Origin of the sequence: Ochrobactrum teleogrylli, from assembly GCF_037482325.1 — a bacterium.
Lineage (GTDB): Bacteria > Pseudomonadota > Alphaproteobacteria > Rhizobiales > Rhizobiaceae > Brucella > Brucella teleogrylli.
Map to the genome: position 1 here is coordinate 676,472 of NZ_JBBHKQ010000001.1, position 15,184 is coordinate 691,655.

Here is a 15,184-nt window from a genome sequence, read left to right on the forward strand (position 1 = left end):
CCGCACCATGGTTCAGGCCAGAAAGATTGACGCGCAGGCCGCAGATCGCCACAACCTGCCCTTCGCTTTCCGCACCTATTCTCCGGAACAGCTGAAGGAAGCGCTGCACAAGATGTATCTCATCCGCCGCTTCGAAGAAGGCGCGGAAGAAAGTTACACGCGGGGGTTGATTCACGGCACGATGCACCTGTCCATCGGACAGGAAGCAAGCGCCATGGGTTCATGCCTGCCTTTGACCGAAGATGACATGATCACCTCGACCCATCGCGGCCATGGTCATTGCATCGCCAAGGGCGCCGATGTGAAGCGCATGTTTGCCGAGTTCTTCGGCAAGGAAACCGGCTATTGCAAGGGTCGCGGCGGCTCCATGCACATTGCTGATGTATCCAAAGGCAATCTCGGCGCAAATGGCATTGTCGGCGGTGGCATTCCGATTGCAGTGGGTGCTGCGCTTTCCGCCAAGAAGCAGAAGAGCAACAAGGTTGTTGTGTCCTTCTTCGGCGATGGCGCCAACAATGAAGGCGCTTTCCATGAAGCGCTCAACATGGCTTCCGTCTGGAAGTTGCCGGTCGTTTTCGTTTGCGAAAACAATGGCTATGGCATGTCTACTTCAACCAAGCGTTCAACGGCGGTGGTGAATGTCGCGGACCGCGCATCGGCCTATGCCATGCCGGGCAAGGTCGTGGACGGCAACAACCTTTCCGACGTTGCCGAAGCCATCAACGAGGCCGTGGAGCGTGCGCGGCGCGGGGAAGGCCCGTCGCTGATCGAGAACAAGACGTACCGTCTGCGTGGTCATTCGAAGAGCGACCGCAACCGCTATCGCACCAAGGAAGAGATCGAGGATTGGGCCAATAATCGCGATCCAATCGCGCATTTCGAAGCCGATCTGAAGGCTTATGGCGTGATCGACGACAAGGAGATCGAAGCCATTCGGGCCAATGTCGAGAAGGAAATCGCTGACGCGATTGAATATGCCCGCAACAGCCCTTCTCCCGACCTCACCAACCTGACCCGCGACGTATATACGGACGAAATCTGATCATGGACACCACCATCCGCGAGTTGAGCTATTCGCAAGCCATTCAGGAAGCCATGGCGATTGCCATGGAGCGCGACGACCGTGTTTTCCTGATGGGCGAGGACATCGGCGTCTATGGCGGCGCGTTTCAGGTAACCGGCGATCTCGTGCATCGCTTCGGCGAAGACCGCGTCATGGATACCCCGATTTCCGAACTGGGCGGTGCGGGCGTCGCCGTCGGTGCAGCGCTGACCGGCATGCGCCCAATTTTCGAATTCCAGTTCTCCGACTTTGCCGCGCTCGCCATGGAGCAGATCGTCAATCAGGCCGCAAAAATCCGCTATATGCTGGGTGGCGCGGTTTCGGTGCCGCTGGTCATGCGTTTTCCCGCCGGTTCCGGCACGGGCGCCGCCGCACAGCACAGCCAGAGCCTCGAAGCCTGGCTCGGCCACGTGCCCGGCCTGAAGGTTCTGCAGCCTTCCACCCCGCATGACGCCAAGGGCATGTTGCTTGCAGCTGTCGAAGACCCCGACCCGGTGATGATTTTTGAGCACAAGCTGCTCTACAAGATGAAGGGGCCGGTGCCGGAAGGCTATTATACCGTTCCCATCGGCAAGGCCGAAGTGGTGCGCGAGGGCCGCGATCTCACCATCGTCGCGACCGCAATTATGGTGCACAAGGCGCTGGATGCGGCGGCAGAACTGGCCAAGGAAGGCATCGACGTCGAAGTCATCGATCTGCGCACCGTGCGCCCGATTGATCGCGACACGATCATCAGAAGCGTCAAGAAAACCTCGAAGCTGCTTTGCGTCTATGAAGCCGTGAAAACGCTTGGCATCGGCGCGGAAATCTCTGCAATCGTCGCCGAAAGCGATGCTTTCGATTATCTCGACGCCCCGATTGTCCGCCTTGGCGGCGCCGAGACGCCGATCCCTTACAATCCCGATCTTGAACGCGCGACCGTGCCGCAGGTGCCGGACATTCTCAAAAGCGCCCGCGATCTTGCCAGGGGAGTGCGCTGACCATGGCAGTGGAAGTCATCCTGCCGAAAGTCGACATGGATATGGAGACCGGCCAGATTTCGCGCTGGTACGCCAAGGATGGCGATACCGTCACCAAAGGCCAGCTCCTGTTCGAAATCGAAACCGACAAGGCGGCCATGGAAGTGGACGCACCGGCCAGCGGCATTCTTGCAGATGTGAGTGTTGCCGAAGGCACTGTTGTGCCGGTCGGACAGGCTGTCGCGTGGATTTACGAAGAAGGCGAAGAGCGCAAAGCACCACCATCCGTTGAGCGCCCCGCCGATGCGCAGCCTGCTCCCTCGCAGAGCGCGCCAGTACCGGTTCGGGAGGATGGCCCCCCACCTGTCGAACCGGTCGTTTCTGCCTCCCAAGGTGCTACCGCTCAGGACACAGCCGTGCGTGCAACGCCGCTTGCACGCCGGCTGGCCCGGGAGGCTGGTATCGATCTTGAGGCGATTGCAGGTTCCGGCCCCAAGGGACGCGTCCAGAAAAAGGATGTCGAGGCGAAGATTGGCTCTGCCCAAGCTGCGGTTGCGGCTGGCGCTGTAAGCCAACCGGCTGCCCCCCCCGGACGAAGACCTACCGCCGGTTCCGCTGCACCGCTCAATGCAGTCTGGCTGCGTGAGGGTGAAGCCGGAAAACTGCCTGTTGTCCTGATCCACGGTTTCGCCGCCGACCTCAATTCGTGGCGCGGCCTGTTCGCGGGCGCAACGCTCGGCCATCCGGTTCTGGCGCTTGACCTTCCCGGACACGGCGCTTCCACGCGCGCAGTGCCGGACAGCATCGATGCGATCGCGGAGGCCGTTGAAGCCACACTTGCCGCCTTTGGCGTGAACGCCTGCCTGCTTGGCGGTCATTCCTTTGGTGGTGGCGTTGCGGCGACCGTTGCCGCACGCGGCATCGTGGATGTGCGCTCGCTGGTGCTGATTTCGTCCGCCGGTCTCGGCCCTGAAATCAACGGCGCCTTCACCAAGGGCCTGATCGCCGCCAAAAGCGAAGCGAGCATCATCCCTTGGCTGAAACTGCTGGTCAGCGACGAAAGCCTGCTCACGCGGCCTTTCATCAATGCAACAGTCGCTCAGGCCGCTGATACCGAATTGCGCGCCGCGCAAAGCGCGATTGCGGAACGGTTCTTCACCGATGGCACGCAGACCTTCGATCTGCGGTCAACCATAGCCGGATTGCCGATCCCTGTGCGGCTGATCTTCGGTGCGGAAGATCGGGTCATTCCCGTCAGCCACGCCCATGGGCTGCCCGGAAAAGTCGGCGTGCATATCTTCCAGCGTTGCGGACATATGCCGCAAATCGAGGAACGCGCCGAAGTACTGCGTATTCTTGGCGAATGCGCCCGCGCCGTTGCCTGAAACAACAAAGCCCCGGTTGAACCGGGGCTTTTCTCATATATCAGGCAGTTAACGCCGCTAACGTCCGCTCAACCAGCCGCGTCATGGAGCGTGTCGAGCCAAAAGGCCAAATATCGCCGCCGAGATGATAAATATGACCGGCGCTGACCGCAGGCAGGACCGGCCAGATCGCGCTTTCCGTCAGTTCCTTCGGCGTCGCGTCATCCAACAGGCAAAGCCGTGTCTCCGGCGCTAGCGTGGCAAGCTCTTCCAACCCGAATGTCGTAAAACCAAAGGGCTGCACGCCGCGATCAACTGCTTCCGAGAAGCCAGCTTGCACCAGCGTTTTTATCACTGCTGAATTGGTCGTGAATATTCTCAATCGCGCCACACCGGGCAAAGGCTGTGCAATCACGACAGGCAATGGGCCGGATAGTTTCGCCCGCGCTGCCGACAGGCCATCTTCGAAAGATTGCCATTCGGCCCTGCCTTCCGCCTGGCGTTGCAGCGCACTTGCGGCAACGCCGAGATTTGATTTCATATCCTGCAAGAGATCGGTACTGTCGGATGCGCCGTCGAGCAGCACCGTCGGCGCAATCGCGTTGAGGCGCTCGGCAATCGCCTTATGGCGCAACGCCGATGTGAGGATCAGGTCTGGTTTCAGCCGTGTTAGCGCTTCAAGGCTCGGCTGCTGCCGTCCACCCACATCGGCCGCATCGGCAAGCCCGTCATTCTCGATATTGACCCACTGGCGATAGCCCGCCAGATCAGCAACGCCCAGAGGGCGAATGCCGAGCGACAGCGCAATTTCCGTTTCCGCCCATTCGAGCGTGACAACCTTGCGCGGCGTCTCGGCCCGAACAGAAGACGTAAGGGCGGCCAAAGCCGCCCCCACAAGAAATTCACGTCGTGAGAAACTCACTACCATTTCACACTCGTTGTCGCCACGATGGAGCGGCCCTGACCGTAATAGCACTGGCTGGTCGAATTGCAGCCCGCCACATATTTCTTGTCACCGAGATTATAGGCATTCACCTGCAGGCGATAGTTGCCAAGATCGTAGCGCAGGAAAGCATCAACCAGCGTGTAGGACGGCACGAAGAAGGTGTTCAGCGTATCGCCAGCGGTCTTGCCGATGCGTCGTACACCGCCGCCGAGAACGAGATCGCCCTTGAGGTTATCCGGCAGCGGCACATTATAGCTGACGAACAGCGACTGCTGATCCTTCGGCACGGTGTAAGGCAGCTTGCCAATCTGGGCAGGCGTCTGGCTTTCGCTGACTTCCGAGTCCTGGAAGCTCATGGCAGCCGTCAGGTTCAGGCGATCCCACAATTGGGCCGTGCCTTCCAGCTCGACGCCGCGTACGCGCACTTCGTCCGTCTGATAGTAGACGCCGGAAATACGATTGACGACATTCTGCTGTTCGGCTTCGAAGGCCGAAAGTGTAACGCTGTAATTCGCGCCTTCCGGGGCGTATTTAATGCCCACTTCCTTCAACGTGCCCGTGGTCGGCTTGAGCGGCGTATCCGCTAGCGTCAGCGTCGGCAGGAAGGACGTCGAATAGAGCGCATAAGGCACAAAGCCACTGTCGAAGACATAGGCTATGCCCGCACGGCCCGTGAACTTTTCAGGGTCCTGCTCATAGTCGACGCTACGGCCTGTTGAGAGCGTCGTCTGTTCGGAATCGACCTTCACAAAGTCCTTGCGACCGCCGAGCGTCACGCGCAGATTGCCTGCTTCGATCTGATCCTGCACATAAATGCCGGTCTGATACTGGTTTTGCAGAAGACGCGTCGTCGCCTTCACCGGCGTCAGCGGCTGATTGAAGGTCGGGTTGAACAGGTCCTGCGACGGACCAGCCGCCGAGCCAGTATAATTGTCGAGGCGCTGCCATTGCTGATCAACGCCGACCAGCAAAGTGTGCTCCAGAGGGCCGGTATCGAAGCGCGATTCAAGCTGCGTGTCGAAGGCAATTGAATCGAGTTCGGGCTGTGCCAGATAATTGGTGCGCGGCAGCGTTCTGCCATTCCAGCCACTGGTCGGCAGCACGCCCGCAAACAGGTTGCGATAATCGGTCTTCAGATGCGAATAGCGGAAGTTCTGGCGCAGCGTGAACGTGTCGTTGAAGCGATGCTCGAACTGATAGCCAACGTAACCGATTTCCTTCTTATAGGTCGCGATGCGCGGATCGCCATCGGTGAAATCACGCGGAATACTCTGGCCGGTCGGGTTCGGCAGCACGCTGCCATAGGCCGGAACGATCACGCCCGCCTGTCCCAGATCATCCTTGAGATAACCGCCCGAAACAATCAGGCTGGTATCCGCATCCGGACGCCAGGCGAAGCTCGGATTGATGGCAATACGGTTGTTCTTGCCCAGATCGTAGGACGTGTCGGCATCGCGGATCATGCCGTTCAGGCGATAGGTGAAACGCGGGTCGTTGTTGATCGGCCCCGTCAGATCGAAGCCGAATTCCTTGCGCTGGAAACTGCCGCCACGCAGATAGACCTCATTGGATGCCTCGGCCTGCGGCTGCTTGCTGACCATGTTGACGATACCGCCGACATTGCTCTGGCCAAACAGCGCGGAACTTGGACCGCGCAGAACTTCCACGCTTTCGAGCGAATAGGGTTCGACCACGAAGCCCGAATAACCGCCGGTCTGGTTGGCTATCTGCGGAATACGGATGCCATCAAGATAGAGATCAGCCGGGAAACCACGAATGGTGTAATAATCCGAGCGCACATCCGCGCCATAACGCTGACCGTTCACATTGGCACTGTACAACAGTGCTTCACTCACCGACGAGACGGCGCGATCATTCATATTGTCGCGCGTGACAACGGAAATCGACTGCGGTGTTTCGCGGATCGGCGTGTCGCTCTTGGTGGCGGCGCGGCTATATTCAGCAATATAGCCCTCGACGGGAACGCGTGGCCCTTTGTCACCGGAGGTCTGCACCTCGATGGTGTTGAGCTGAATGACGCCCGTGTCCTGGGCCAATGCCGGAACGGCCACAACGCCAAGCGCCACGCTAGCGAGAAGCACGGTTTTGAGCAGCGATCCGGCGCGTCTGCTGTTGTGAATGCGATCTGTATTGCGCACGGTGTCCCTGCTGGTCTTCAACTCTGTTCTCCTGCCGTTCCTGCAAAACGGCTACTGCCCGCGGCCCATCAAAGTAGCGGCTATAGCGATTATTTTTTATTGTTGCGCAAGTTCAGAATTCAGAATAATTCTAATTTACTCACACATATCAATGCGTTGCGCGAGCGAATATATTCGGGACAGTTTGGTGAGTCAGGCCAATCTTGGTTGCATTCGGGTCAAAATTTTGCAATTCCATTTAAATATGACAATTTCAGTCAAATTGGGCCAAAATGGAAATTCGCACGCGACCGAAACACGCCATCGACTATCAGGACATCGCACGCCCTCTGGCGGTGATGCGGCGCGACTATGAGAAAAGTGCCTCGTCCGGCTGGCATAGTCACCGGCGCGGCGAGCTTCTCTATAGCAATAGTGGCTATATGACGGCGCAAACCGAAGATGGCGCTTTCATGCTGCCGAGCGGTTATGCCGTGCTTCTGCCGCCCGATGTGCCGCACAGCGTCGATATTTATGGCTCGGTCGAAATGCATGCCGTTTTTATCGAAGAATCGGTCCTGCGCGATCATTGGGAGCCGACGCGCGTTTTGAAAGTTTCCCCCCTGTTGGACGCCAGCGTGCAGGCTCTGGCCGAAGAACCGGTGCTCTATGATGAGCGCGGGCGCGGCCAGCATCTGACAGCGCTTATTCTGGACGAAGTTCGCTCGGCGAAAGAACAGCCCTATGTCGTTTCGCTGCCGACCGATAAACCGTTGCGCAAGCTTTGTCGCAGCCTTCTGGATAATCCCGGTCTCGATCTCACGATTGACGACTGGGCGGATGAAGTCGGCATGAGCCGCCGCACCATGACGCGCAAGTTCCGTCTCCAGACCGGCATGAGTTTTGTCGAATGGCGGCAGCGCCTGCGGGTATCGCATGTCATGCGTAAACGTGCGGAGGGCATACCGCTTGCCATTGCCAGTGTCGAAGCGGGATATCAAAGCATTTCGACCTTGAAGAAAACGATGAAACGGTTGGGCGGGCAATAATGGCGTGCCTCACTGGTAGCGTGATTATATCCGCCGTACAGGCAAATTGATTTCAGCTGCCGCGAATAGTCCCAATTGGGAGACCAGACTGGTGCCGTTAAACGAGATGGAGAAACGACATGAGAGTGTCGGTACTTTCTTTAGCTGCGGCACTGGCGGTGTTCGCCTTTAATGCCGAAGCCAACCCGGTCGGCAATCTGCAAGCGCCCGCGCAATCGGGGCTGGTGCAGAAAGCGGATTACTGGTGCGGCCCCGGCTGGCGCATGTCACGTCGCGGCGTATGTGTTCCCCGATATCGCCGTCCGCCACCACCGCCTCCCGGTTGGGGATGGGGCCCGCCACCACCACGCTGGGGCTGGGGTCCGCCGCCAAGAGACTGGCGCCGCGATCACTGGCGCGACGGATATCGGGACCGGCCAAGGCATTACAGACCGCGCCCCTATTGGGATTGATTCCAAGAGACCGGATCGGGCGGCTGAAGCCGCCCTTTCCTTTGGCATCTGCGTCATCACGTTACGTCATATCTGCTTCGCCCAACGCGAATTTACCGCCAGACCCTGTTGATATCTCAACAAAAATCGAAATTAAAATTTTTTGATTTACGTACCTCATTTTTGCTCCTATGGTTTGCGCGGAGGAGCAGGAATGAAACCCACCGTTCATGATATTGCGCGCACTGCAGGCGTCAGCCTTGCCACGGTTGATCGCGTTTTGAACGACCGTCCCGGCGTCCGGTCCAAAACCCGTGAACGGGTGATGGAGGCGATGAATACGCTTGGCTATGTCCGCGATGTGGGGGCCGCCAATCTGGCCCGCAGCCGACTCTATCATTTCGATTTCATTGTGCCCGACAATGACAACACCTTCATGCTCAGCCTTCGCGAAGAGATCGCTGTTGCGAGCGAACGCGCGCTGACCGAGCGTGTCTCGATCAATCTCGTTCTGGTTCCGGCGTTTGACGAGCTTGCGCTGGTCGCAGCACTTGACGCCAGCGCCCTTGGTAAGCCGGATGGTGTGGCTTTTGTCGCGCTCGATACGGATCCGGTTCGCGCAGCCTGTGACCGGCTGCGCGCAAGCGGCGTGCATGCCGTGACGCTGGTTTCTGACCTCGGCCACTCCGGCCGTGAACATTATGTCGGCGTGGACAATGTTGCAGCGGGACGTACGGCGGCCCGTCTTCTCGGCCTGTTTGCGAATGGGACAGACGGTGTCATCGCCATTCTCACCGGCTCGTTGAAAGTGCGCGATCATCGCGAACGTTTCGATGGCTTCACCTCCGCCATGCGAAGCGATTTTCCGGAACGCTCCATCCTCCCCGCCCTTGAAGGCCTCGACGAAGATGTGCGCGTGGAAAATCTGGTGCGCACCCTCCTTCGCGAGCGCAGCGATATTGCAGGCATCTACAGCCTCGGCGCTGGCAATGGCGGCCTGCTTCGCGCGCTCGCCACCCATGACGGAAAACGCCCTCTGGTGATTGCCCATGAACGCGACGAAGCCACCTCGCAGGCGCTGGAACAGGGGCTGGTGCATGGCGTTCTGGCACAGGATGCCGGGCATGAAATCCGCAGCGCCATTCGTATCCTGAAAGCGTCCGCAGATCGTCTGCCGATCATTGCGGGGCAGGAACATATCCGCATCGAAATCTTTCTCAAAGATAACTTGCCGCAGTTCTGCTGAACCATCGGCCATCGTGAAATTCCGACAGGAGCCACCATGTATCTCGGCCTCGATCTTGGAACATCCGGCGTCAAAGCGCTTCTGATCGACGACAATCAGCGACTTGTTGGTTCCGCCCATGGCGAGTTGGACGTTTCGCGCCCGCATGCAGGCTGGAGCGAGCAGAACCCTGCCCAATGGATCAGCGCGACTGAAACTGCCATCGACGCCCTGCGGCAAGCTCATCCGAAAGAATTCGCAGCCATCAAGGGCATCGGCCTTTCCGGCCAGATGCATGGTGCGACATTGCTGGACGATACGGATCAGGTGCTGCGCCCCTGCATTCTCTGGAACGACACGCGGAGCTATCGCGAAGCCGCGGAGCTTGATGCAGATCCGGCCTTCCGCACTATTACCGGCAATATCGTCTTTCCGGGCTTTACAGCACCGAAACTGGTCTGGGTCGCCCGCAACGAATCCGAAACCTTCGCCAAGACGCGTAAGATCCTGTTGCCCAAGGATTATCTGCGCCTCTGGCTAACCGGCGAACACGTATCAGACATGTCGGATTCCGCCGGGACAAGCTGGCTCGACACGGGCGGGCGTCACTGGTCGTCCGAATTGCTTGCAAAGACGGGGCTGACCGAAAGCCACATGCCGCGGCTTGCAGAAGGCAGCGACGCGACGGGACAACTGCGTGCCGAACTCGCCGCGCGCTGGGGTATCGGCGGTCGCCCTGTGGTCGCTGGCGGTGCGGGTGACAACGCCGCTTCGGCCTGCGGCATGGGGACTGTAAAGCCCGGCCATGCTTTCGTGTCGCTTGGCACATCCGGCGTCCTGTTTGCCGCCAATGGCGCTTATCAGCCAAAGCCGGAAAGCGCTGTCCATGCCTTTTGCCACGCGCTGCCGGGCACATGGCACCAGATGGGTGTCATCCTTTCGGCGGCAAGCGCGCTTGACTGGTTCGCGCGTGTCGTCGGCACGACCCCGCACGCGCTTGATCAGGAACTGGGTGACACCGTCCAGGCGCCCGGCAGTGTAACTTTCCTGCCTTATCTCTCCGGCGAACGCACCCCTTATAATGACGCCAAAATTCGCGGCAGCTTCAATGGTCTGGAACATGAGACCGACCGCAACGCCATGACACAGGCCGTTCTGGAAGGCGTCGCCTTCGCCATTCGCGACAGTCTCGTCGCGCTCCAATCGGCGGGCACCGAAATTCATTCGCTCATCGCAGTTGGCGGCGGTTCTCGCTCGGCCTATTGGCTAAAATCGATCGCAACGGCGCTGAACACGCCCATCTCGCTGCCGGAAGAAGGCGACTTTGGCGCGGCTTTTGGCGCAGCACGTCTGGGGTTGATTGCGGCCAGCGGCGCCGATCCGTTTTCGATCTGCACGCCGCCGCGCACCGCCCGTACTGTCGTGCCGGAACAGGCGCTGCTCTCCGCTTATGACGAAGCCTATCAGCGCTATCGCGCGCTCTACCCGGCCCTGCACTCGTTGGCTGGCTGAAGATCAAAACAAATGGGAGGATAACAATGGCGACCGGATTTTTCGGGGACATCGAGAAAGTTCGTTTTGAAGGCGCAGACAGCGATAATCCGCTGGCATTTCGACACTACAATCCTGACGAGATCGTGCTTGGCAAACGCATGGAAGATCACCTGCGTTTCGCGGTTGCCTATTGGCACACATTCGCCTGGGAAGGTGGCGACCCGTTTGGCGGGCGTACATTTGAGCGGCCCTGGTATTCCAACGATATGGAAGCAGCAAAGCTGAAGGCCGATGTCGCCTTCGAGTTCTTTTCGCTGCTTGGCGCACCGTACTACTGCTTTCACGATGCCGATGTGCGTCCGGAAGGCGCGAACTTCGCGGAAAACACCAAAAACCTTAACGAAATTGTTGATATTTTTGAGAAAAAGCAGGCTGAAACCGGCATAAATCTGCTCTGGGGGACCGCCAATCTCTTCTCTCATCGCCGCTATATGGCGGGCGCGGCAACCAATCCCGACCCGGAAGCTTTTGCCTTCGCGGCGGCCACGGTCAAAACCTGTCTTGACGCCACGATGCGGCTTGGCGGCCAGAATTACGTGCTTTGGGGTGGTCGTGAGGGCTATGAAACGCTGCTCAACACCGATCTATCGCGCGAACTCGACCATATGGGACGTTTCCTCAGTCTGGTTGTCGAGTACAAGCACAAGATCGGCTTCAAAGGCACGATCCTCATCGAACCGAAGCCCCAGGAACCGACAAAACACCAATATGATTACGATGTGGCCACCGTTTATGGCTTCCTGAAACGCTATGGCCTCGAAAACGAAGTGAAGCTGAACATCGAACAGGGCCACGCCATTCTTGCCGGGCACTCGTTCGAGCATGAACTGGCGCTGGCGCGCACGCTCGGCATCCTCGGTTCCATCGATATGAACCGCAATGATTACCAGTCCGGCTGGGACACGGACCAGTTTCCCAACAATGTGCCGGAAATGGCGCTCGCTTATTATCAGGTGCTTCTTGGTGGCGGTTTCAAAACGGGCGGCACGAATTTCGACGCCAAGCTACGCCGCCAGTCGCTCGACCCGCAGGATCTGCTGATCGGACATATCGGCGGCATGGACTGCTGTGCGCGCGGCCTCAAGGCTGCGGCGCGCATGCTGGAGGATGGCGCGCTTTCAAAGCCGCTGGAGGAACGCTATGCGGGCTGGGGCGGCGACTTCGGCAAGAAGCTTCTGGGGGATATGTCCCTTGAACAGATCACCACTGCCGTTGAAACGCAGGATATCAATCCGCATCCGAAATCAGGCCGTCAGGAATATCTGGAGAACGTGGTCAATCGCTACGTCTGACCTAGCGCATTTCCAGCAAAAGTGCGAAGCGCCTACGCAGGGAAATCAGTCCACTGGACTGATTTCTGTTCCCGCTTCGATACGTAGGATAATGCGTAAGAACAAGTAGATAGAGCGGTTTCCCGATTCCGTTTTAACCGGAACCGCTCTGGATGCTATCAAACCCCGCCTTTCGGCGGGGTTTCAGCTTAATTCAACGCCACCGTGTGCGGCTTGCGGCACACGGCAAAACGGTCGAGCTTTTGATCGTAAACCGTTGTTTTGATTTGCATCATGCCAAGCACCGTATGAAAAAGATTGTCATGCGATGACGGTTCGGCAACCGTCTTCTTCAGGCAATCGACATCAAGGCCCGTATCGGACGCATAGTCCGGTGCAAACCATGTGATGAACGGCACATGGGTCTGCTGCGATGGCGCAATGAAATAAGGCGCGGCATGAAGATAGAGACCATCTTCGCCGAGAGACTCGCCGTGGTCGGACATGTAGATCATCGACGAAGCGAATTTATCTTCATGCGCTTTCAGCATATCAATGACTTCAGACAGGATGTGATCCGTATAAAGGATTGAATTGTCGTAGGCATTGACGATCTCGTCATGCGAGCACTTGGCGAAATCGTTGGAGCGGCAATCAGGCTTGAACTTCGCAAATTCTTCCGGGTAACGGCGGTAATAGGCCGGGCCGTGGCTGCCCGTCATATGCAGCACGATGGTGGCATTGCCCGAAAGCGCGTTCAGTTCCTTGCCCAGACTATCGACCAGAATCTGGTCGATACATTCGCCGCCCTCGCAGTAACGCGCGTCCTTGACGGCTTGCAGTTCGATCGTCTTGATCCGGTCGGCAACACCTTTGCTGCCAGTATTGTTTTCATACCAGGCCACTTGGACACCTGCATGTTGCAGCACGTCCATCAGATTTTCCGATCCACGAAACTTGGTATTGGAAAACTCCTCGCGTGTAAAAGGCGAGAACATGCAGGGCACCGAAACCGAGGTTTCCGTCCCGCAACTCGTCGTGTCGGTGAAGGCGACAACATTGCGCTGCTTCAATTCCGGGTTGGTTTCCCGCGAATAGCCGTTGAGGCTGAAATTCTGTGCGCGTGCAGTCTCACCCACGACAACAACCGTCAGCAGCTTCTTATCTGCAGGCAGCTTCGTCATCGCCTGTTTGGCATCAAGCCCCAGCGACTCCATCGGAATGTCGCGATTCTTGATCGTATGCGCTACATATTGCACCGTGCTGGTGATCGGCGTTCCTGGCATCAGCTTTTGCATAATGTCAGCATTGTGCTCGCGGAACATTGAAGAATAGGCCGCGTAATTCACACCCAATATGGCAATCGACGCCGCGAGGCAGGCGAAGATTATCCCCGTATTGACGGCCACCTTGCCGAGCAAGGGCCGATGCTTGACCCGCACCCATACGATCAACAAGGACGGCACAACACCGAACAACATCATGTGCCAAACGAAGCTTGGCGTCAGCAACGCGCCGGATTCAGCCTGCGTGGTCGTCAGCGCGGCCTCAACCACGAATTTGTCGATGATCGTCCCGAATGTATCGGTAAAATAGGAGCCGCCAGCCGCGATCAGGACAAACAGGATCAGGATCGGCTTGATGACGTATTTCGCCGAAAACACCAGAAGCAGCGCGGTATGGAGTAGCACGAGTGCCGCCGCAATGCCCGCCAGTTTCCACGGCGCATCAGCGTAATAAGCGCCGAGTGCATGCCAGAAAGAAGCGTTGGTGAAGATGAAAACGTAGAGCACCGTCAGAAGGCACAATGGGCCGCTGGCGATTGTGGGACGGAATTTCTGCATGGCGTATGTCTCAAGCGGCTCTGTGCGAGACCTGCCCTAAAAGCGGGCAGATCAGAATGACCAACACGCCTTCGCAAGCGTTTGCTTAGAAACATGCAATTAAAATGGTTTTTTAACGGCAGAGCGGCCACAAGGTGGCCGCTCAACTTAATTATTCGCTTCCGATCAGAGATTGACCCAGGCGCCGTTTCTCTTCGACGAGCGGACGCAAGCGTCGATAAAGCTCACACCTAGCAACCCATCGTCAACGGTTGGATAAATCACCGCACCGTCCGGCTTTTTGCCTTCACGATGCGCCTCGATAGCATTGGCTGCTTCGGTATAGATCGTCGCAAAAGCTTCGAGATAGCCTTCTGGATGACCAGCAGGCACACGCGTTACCCGTGCAGCTTCAGGTCCGGCACCCGCACCGCCGCGCGTGATAAGCCGTTTTTCGCCCCCGAACGGGGTAAACAACAGCCGGTTCGGGTCTTCCTGCGCCCATTCAATGCCGCCTTTGGTGCCGTAGACACGCAGGCGAAGCGCATTTTCGTTGCCGGGCGCAACCTGGCTGCACCAGAGCATGCCCTTGGCGCCGCCCGCAAAGCGCAGCATCACATGCGCATTGTCATCAAGCCGACGCCCCTCGACAAAACTGTCGAGATCGGCAGCCAGACTGTCCAATGTCAGCCCGGTGACGAAGGATGCAAGATTGAAGGCATGGGTGCCGATATCACCCGTGGCACCACCAAGGCCGGACTGCGCCGGATCGGTGCGCCAGACAGCGCCCTTCGCGCCCGTGGCTTCGACGGCTTCGGTCAGCCAGTCCTGCGCATATTCCACCTGCACAACACGCAGATCGCCCAACTCACCGCTCGTCACCATGGCGCGGGCCTGCCGCACCATCGGGTAACCGGTATAGTTGTGGGTCAGCACGAACAGCGCGCCGCTCTCATCAGCCGCTTTCTTCAGCTTTTTGGCATCGGCCAGCGTGGAGGTCAGCGGCTTGTCGCAAATGACATGGATGCCGCGCTTCAGGAATTCTTTCGCGGCTTCATAGTGAACGTGGTTCGGCGTCACAATGGAAACGGCTTCAATGCCGTTTTTCAACCGCGCTTCGCGGATCGCCATTTCGCGGAAATCCGAATAGATGCGGTCCGACGCCAGTCCCAGTTCACGTCCTGACGCTTGCGCCTTTTCCGGCGAGGACGACAGTGCGCCCGCAACCAGTTCGAAGCGGTTGTCGAGCCGTGACGCCATGCGGTGCACGCCGCCAATGAAGGCCCCTGCGCCGCCGCCAACCATGCCGAGACGGATGCGCGGCGTTGCTGTTTCCTTGGTTTTGGCTTCAATCGTCATGA

12 protein-coding genes are annotated in these 15,184 nt (G+C 58.3%); 8 read left to right on the top strand and 4 right to left on the bottom strand.

Annotated features, from left to right (window positions below; genetic code table 11):
• The first annotated feature begins 7 nt into the window (after positions 1-7).
• The 3 genes from WIX40_RS03225 to WIX40_RS03235 are packed head-to-tail and all read left to right on the top strand — an operon-like array spanning position 8 to position 3,407.
• The gene (locus tag WIX40_RS03225) at positions 8-1,042 is read left to right on the top strand and encodes a thiamine pyrophosphate-dependent dehydrogenase E1 component subunit alpha (protein WP_339438416.1); all 1,035 of its coding nucleotides are present in this window, start codon (positions 8-10) and stop codon (positions 1,040-1,042) included.
• Between the two features lie 2 nt (positions 1,043-1,044).
• Positions 1,045-2,043 (top strand): alpha-ketoacid dehydrogenase subunit beta, encoded by a 999-nt coding sequence (locus WIX40_RS03230; RefSeq protein WP_171318796.1) that lies wholly within the window; start codon positions 1,045-1,047, stop codon positions 2,041-2,043.
• 2 nt (positions 2,044-2,045) lie between these two features.
• Positions 2,046-3,407, top strand: a complete 1,362-nt coding sequence (locus WIX40_RS03235) for an acetoin dehydrogenase dihydrolipoyllysine-residue acetyltransferase subunit (protein ID WP_339438418.1) — start codon at positions 2,046-2,048, stop codon at positions 3,405-3,407.
• A gap of 40 nt (positions 3,408-3,447) precedes the next feature.
• Here WIX40_RS03235 and WIX40_RS03240 read toward each other — a convergent pair whose 3' ends face one another.
• A complete protein-coding gene (locus WIX40_RS03240) occupies positions 3,448-4,314 on the bottom strand; it encodes an iron-siderophore ABC transporter substrate-binding protein (RefSeq protein ID WP_339438420.1) in 867 nt (288 codons plus the stop codon).
• Positions 4,308-6,512, bottom strand: a complete 2,205-nt coding sequence (locus WIX40_RS03245; RefSeq protein ID WP_339438422.1) for a TonB-dependent siderophore receptor — start codon at positions 6,510-6,512, stop codon at positions 4,308-4,310. Before WIX40_RS03245 ends, WIX40_RS03240 begins: the two co-directional genes overlap by 7 nt.
• Positions 6,513-6,763: 251 nt before the next feature.
• Between WIX40_RS03245 and WIX40_RS03250 the strand changes: the two genes are divergently transcribed.
• The 5 genes from WIX40_RS03250 (at position 6,764) to xylA (ending at position 12,021) form a co-directional block, all read left to right on the top strand.
• On the top strand, positions 6,764-7,519 hold the full coding sequence (locus WIX40_RS03250) for an AraC family transcriptional regulator (protein ID WP_109367554.1): 756 nt from the start codon (positions 6,764-6,766) through the stop codon (positions 7,517-7,519).
• A gap of 119 nt (positions 7,520-7,638) precedes the next feature.
• On the top strand, positions 7,639-7,971 hold the full coding sequence (locus WIX40_RS03255) for a hypothetical protein (protein ID WP_140023688.1): 333 nt from the start codon (positions 7,639-7,641) through the stop codon (positions 7,969-7,971).
• A gap of 193 nt (positions 7,972-8,164) precedes the next feature.
• Positions 8,165-9,196: a LacI family DNA-binding transcriptional regulator gene (locus WIX40_RS03260; RefSeq protein WP_339438426.1), complete on the top strand. Its 1,032-nt coding sequence runs from the start codon at positions 8,165-8,167 to the stop codon at positions 9,194-9,196.
• A gap of 36 nt (positions 9,197-9,232) precedes the next feature.
• A complete protein-coding gene (gene xylB, locus WIX40_RS03265) occupies positions 9,233-10,687 on the top strand; it encodes a xylulokinase (RefSeq protein ID WP_339438428.1) in 1,455 nt (484 codons plus the stop codon).
• Positions 10,688-10,713: 26 nt separating this feature from the next.
• Positions 10,714-12,021: a xylose isomerase gene (gene xylA, locus WIX40_RS03270; protein WP_339438430.1), complete on the top strand. Its 1,308-nt coding sequence runs from the start codon at positions 10,714-10,716 to the stop codon at positions 12,019-12,021.
• Between the two features lie 188 nt (positions 12,022-12,209).
• On the opposite strand, the gene WIX40_RS03275 is transcribed toward xylA, so the two are convergent.
• Together WIX40_RS03275 and WIX40_RS03280 are read right to left on the bottom strand one after the other, a co-directional pair.
• Complete coding sequence (locus tag WIX40_RS03275) at positions 12,210-13,844, bottom strand: phosphoethanolamine transferase (RefSeq protein WP_339438432.1); 1,635 nt, start codon at positions 13,842-13,844, stop codon at positions 12,210-12,212.
• A gap of 165 nt (positions 13,845-14,009) precedes the next feature.
• Complete coding sequence (locus WIX40_RS03280; RefSeq protein WP_339438434.1) at positions 14,010-15,182, bottom strand: Gfo/Idh/MocA family protein; 1,173 nt, start codon at positions 15,180-15,182, stop codon at positions 14,010-14,012.
• Between the last annotated feature and the right edge of the window lie 2 nt (positions 15,183-15,184).

Coding starts and splice junctions, on each gene's coding strand:
- WIX40_RS03225 (WP_339438416.1), top strand. CDS start 8: ATGGTTCAGGCCAGAAAGATTGACGCGCAGGCCGCAGATCGCCACAAC.
- WIX40_RS03230 (WP_171318796.1), top strand. CDS start 1,045: ATGGACACCACCATCCGCGAGTTGAGCTATTCGCAAGCCATTCAGGAA.
- WIX40_RS03235 (WP_339438418.1), top strand. CDS start 2,046: ATGGCAGTGGAAGTCATCCTGCCGAAAGTCGACATGGATATGGAGACC.
- WIX40_RS03240 (WP_339438420.1), bottom strand. CDS start 4,314: ATGGTAGTGAGTTTCTCACGACGTGAATTTCTTGTGGGGGCGGCTTTG.
- WIX40_RS03250 (WP_109367554.1), top strand. CDS start 6,764: ATGGAAATTCGCACGCGACCGAAACACGCCATCGACTATCAGGACATC.
- WIX40_RS03255 (WP_140023688.1), top strand. CDS start 7,639: ATGAGAGTGTCGGTACTTTCTTTAGCTGCGGCACTGGCGGTGTTCGCC.
- WIX40_RS03260 (WP_339438426.1), top strand. CDS start 8,165: ATGAAACCCACCGTTCATGATATTGCGCGCACTGCAGGCGTCAGCCTT.
- xylB (WP_339438428.1), top strand. CDS start 9,233: ATGTATCTCGGCCTCGATCTTGGAACATCCGGCGTCAAAGCGCTTCTG.
- xylA (WP_339438430.1), top strand. CDS start 10,714: ATGGCGACCGGATTTTTCGGGGACATCGAGAAAGTTCGTTTTGAAGGC.
- WIX40_RS03275 (WP_339438432.1), bottom strand. CDS start 13,844: ATGCAGAAATTCCGTCCCACAATCGCCAGCGGCCCATTGTGCCTTCTG.
- WIX40_RS03280 (WP_339438434.1), bottom strand. CDS start 15,182: ATGACGATTGAAGCCAAAACCAAGGAAACAGCAACGCCGCGCATCCGT.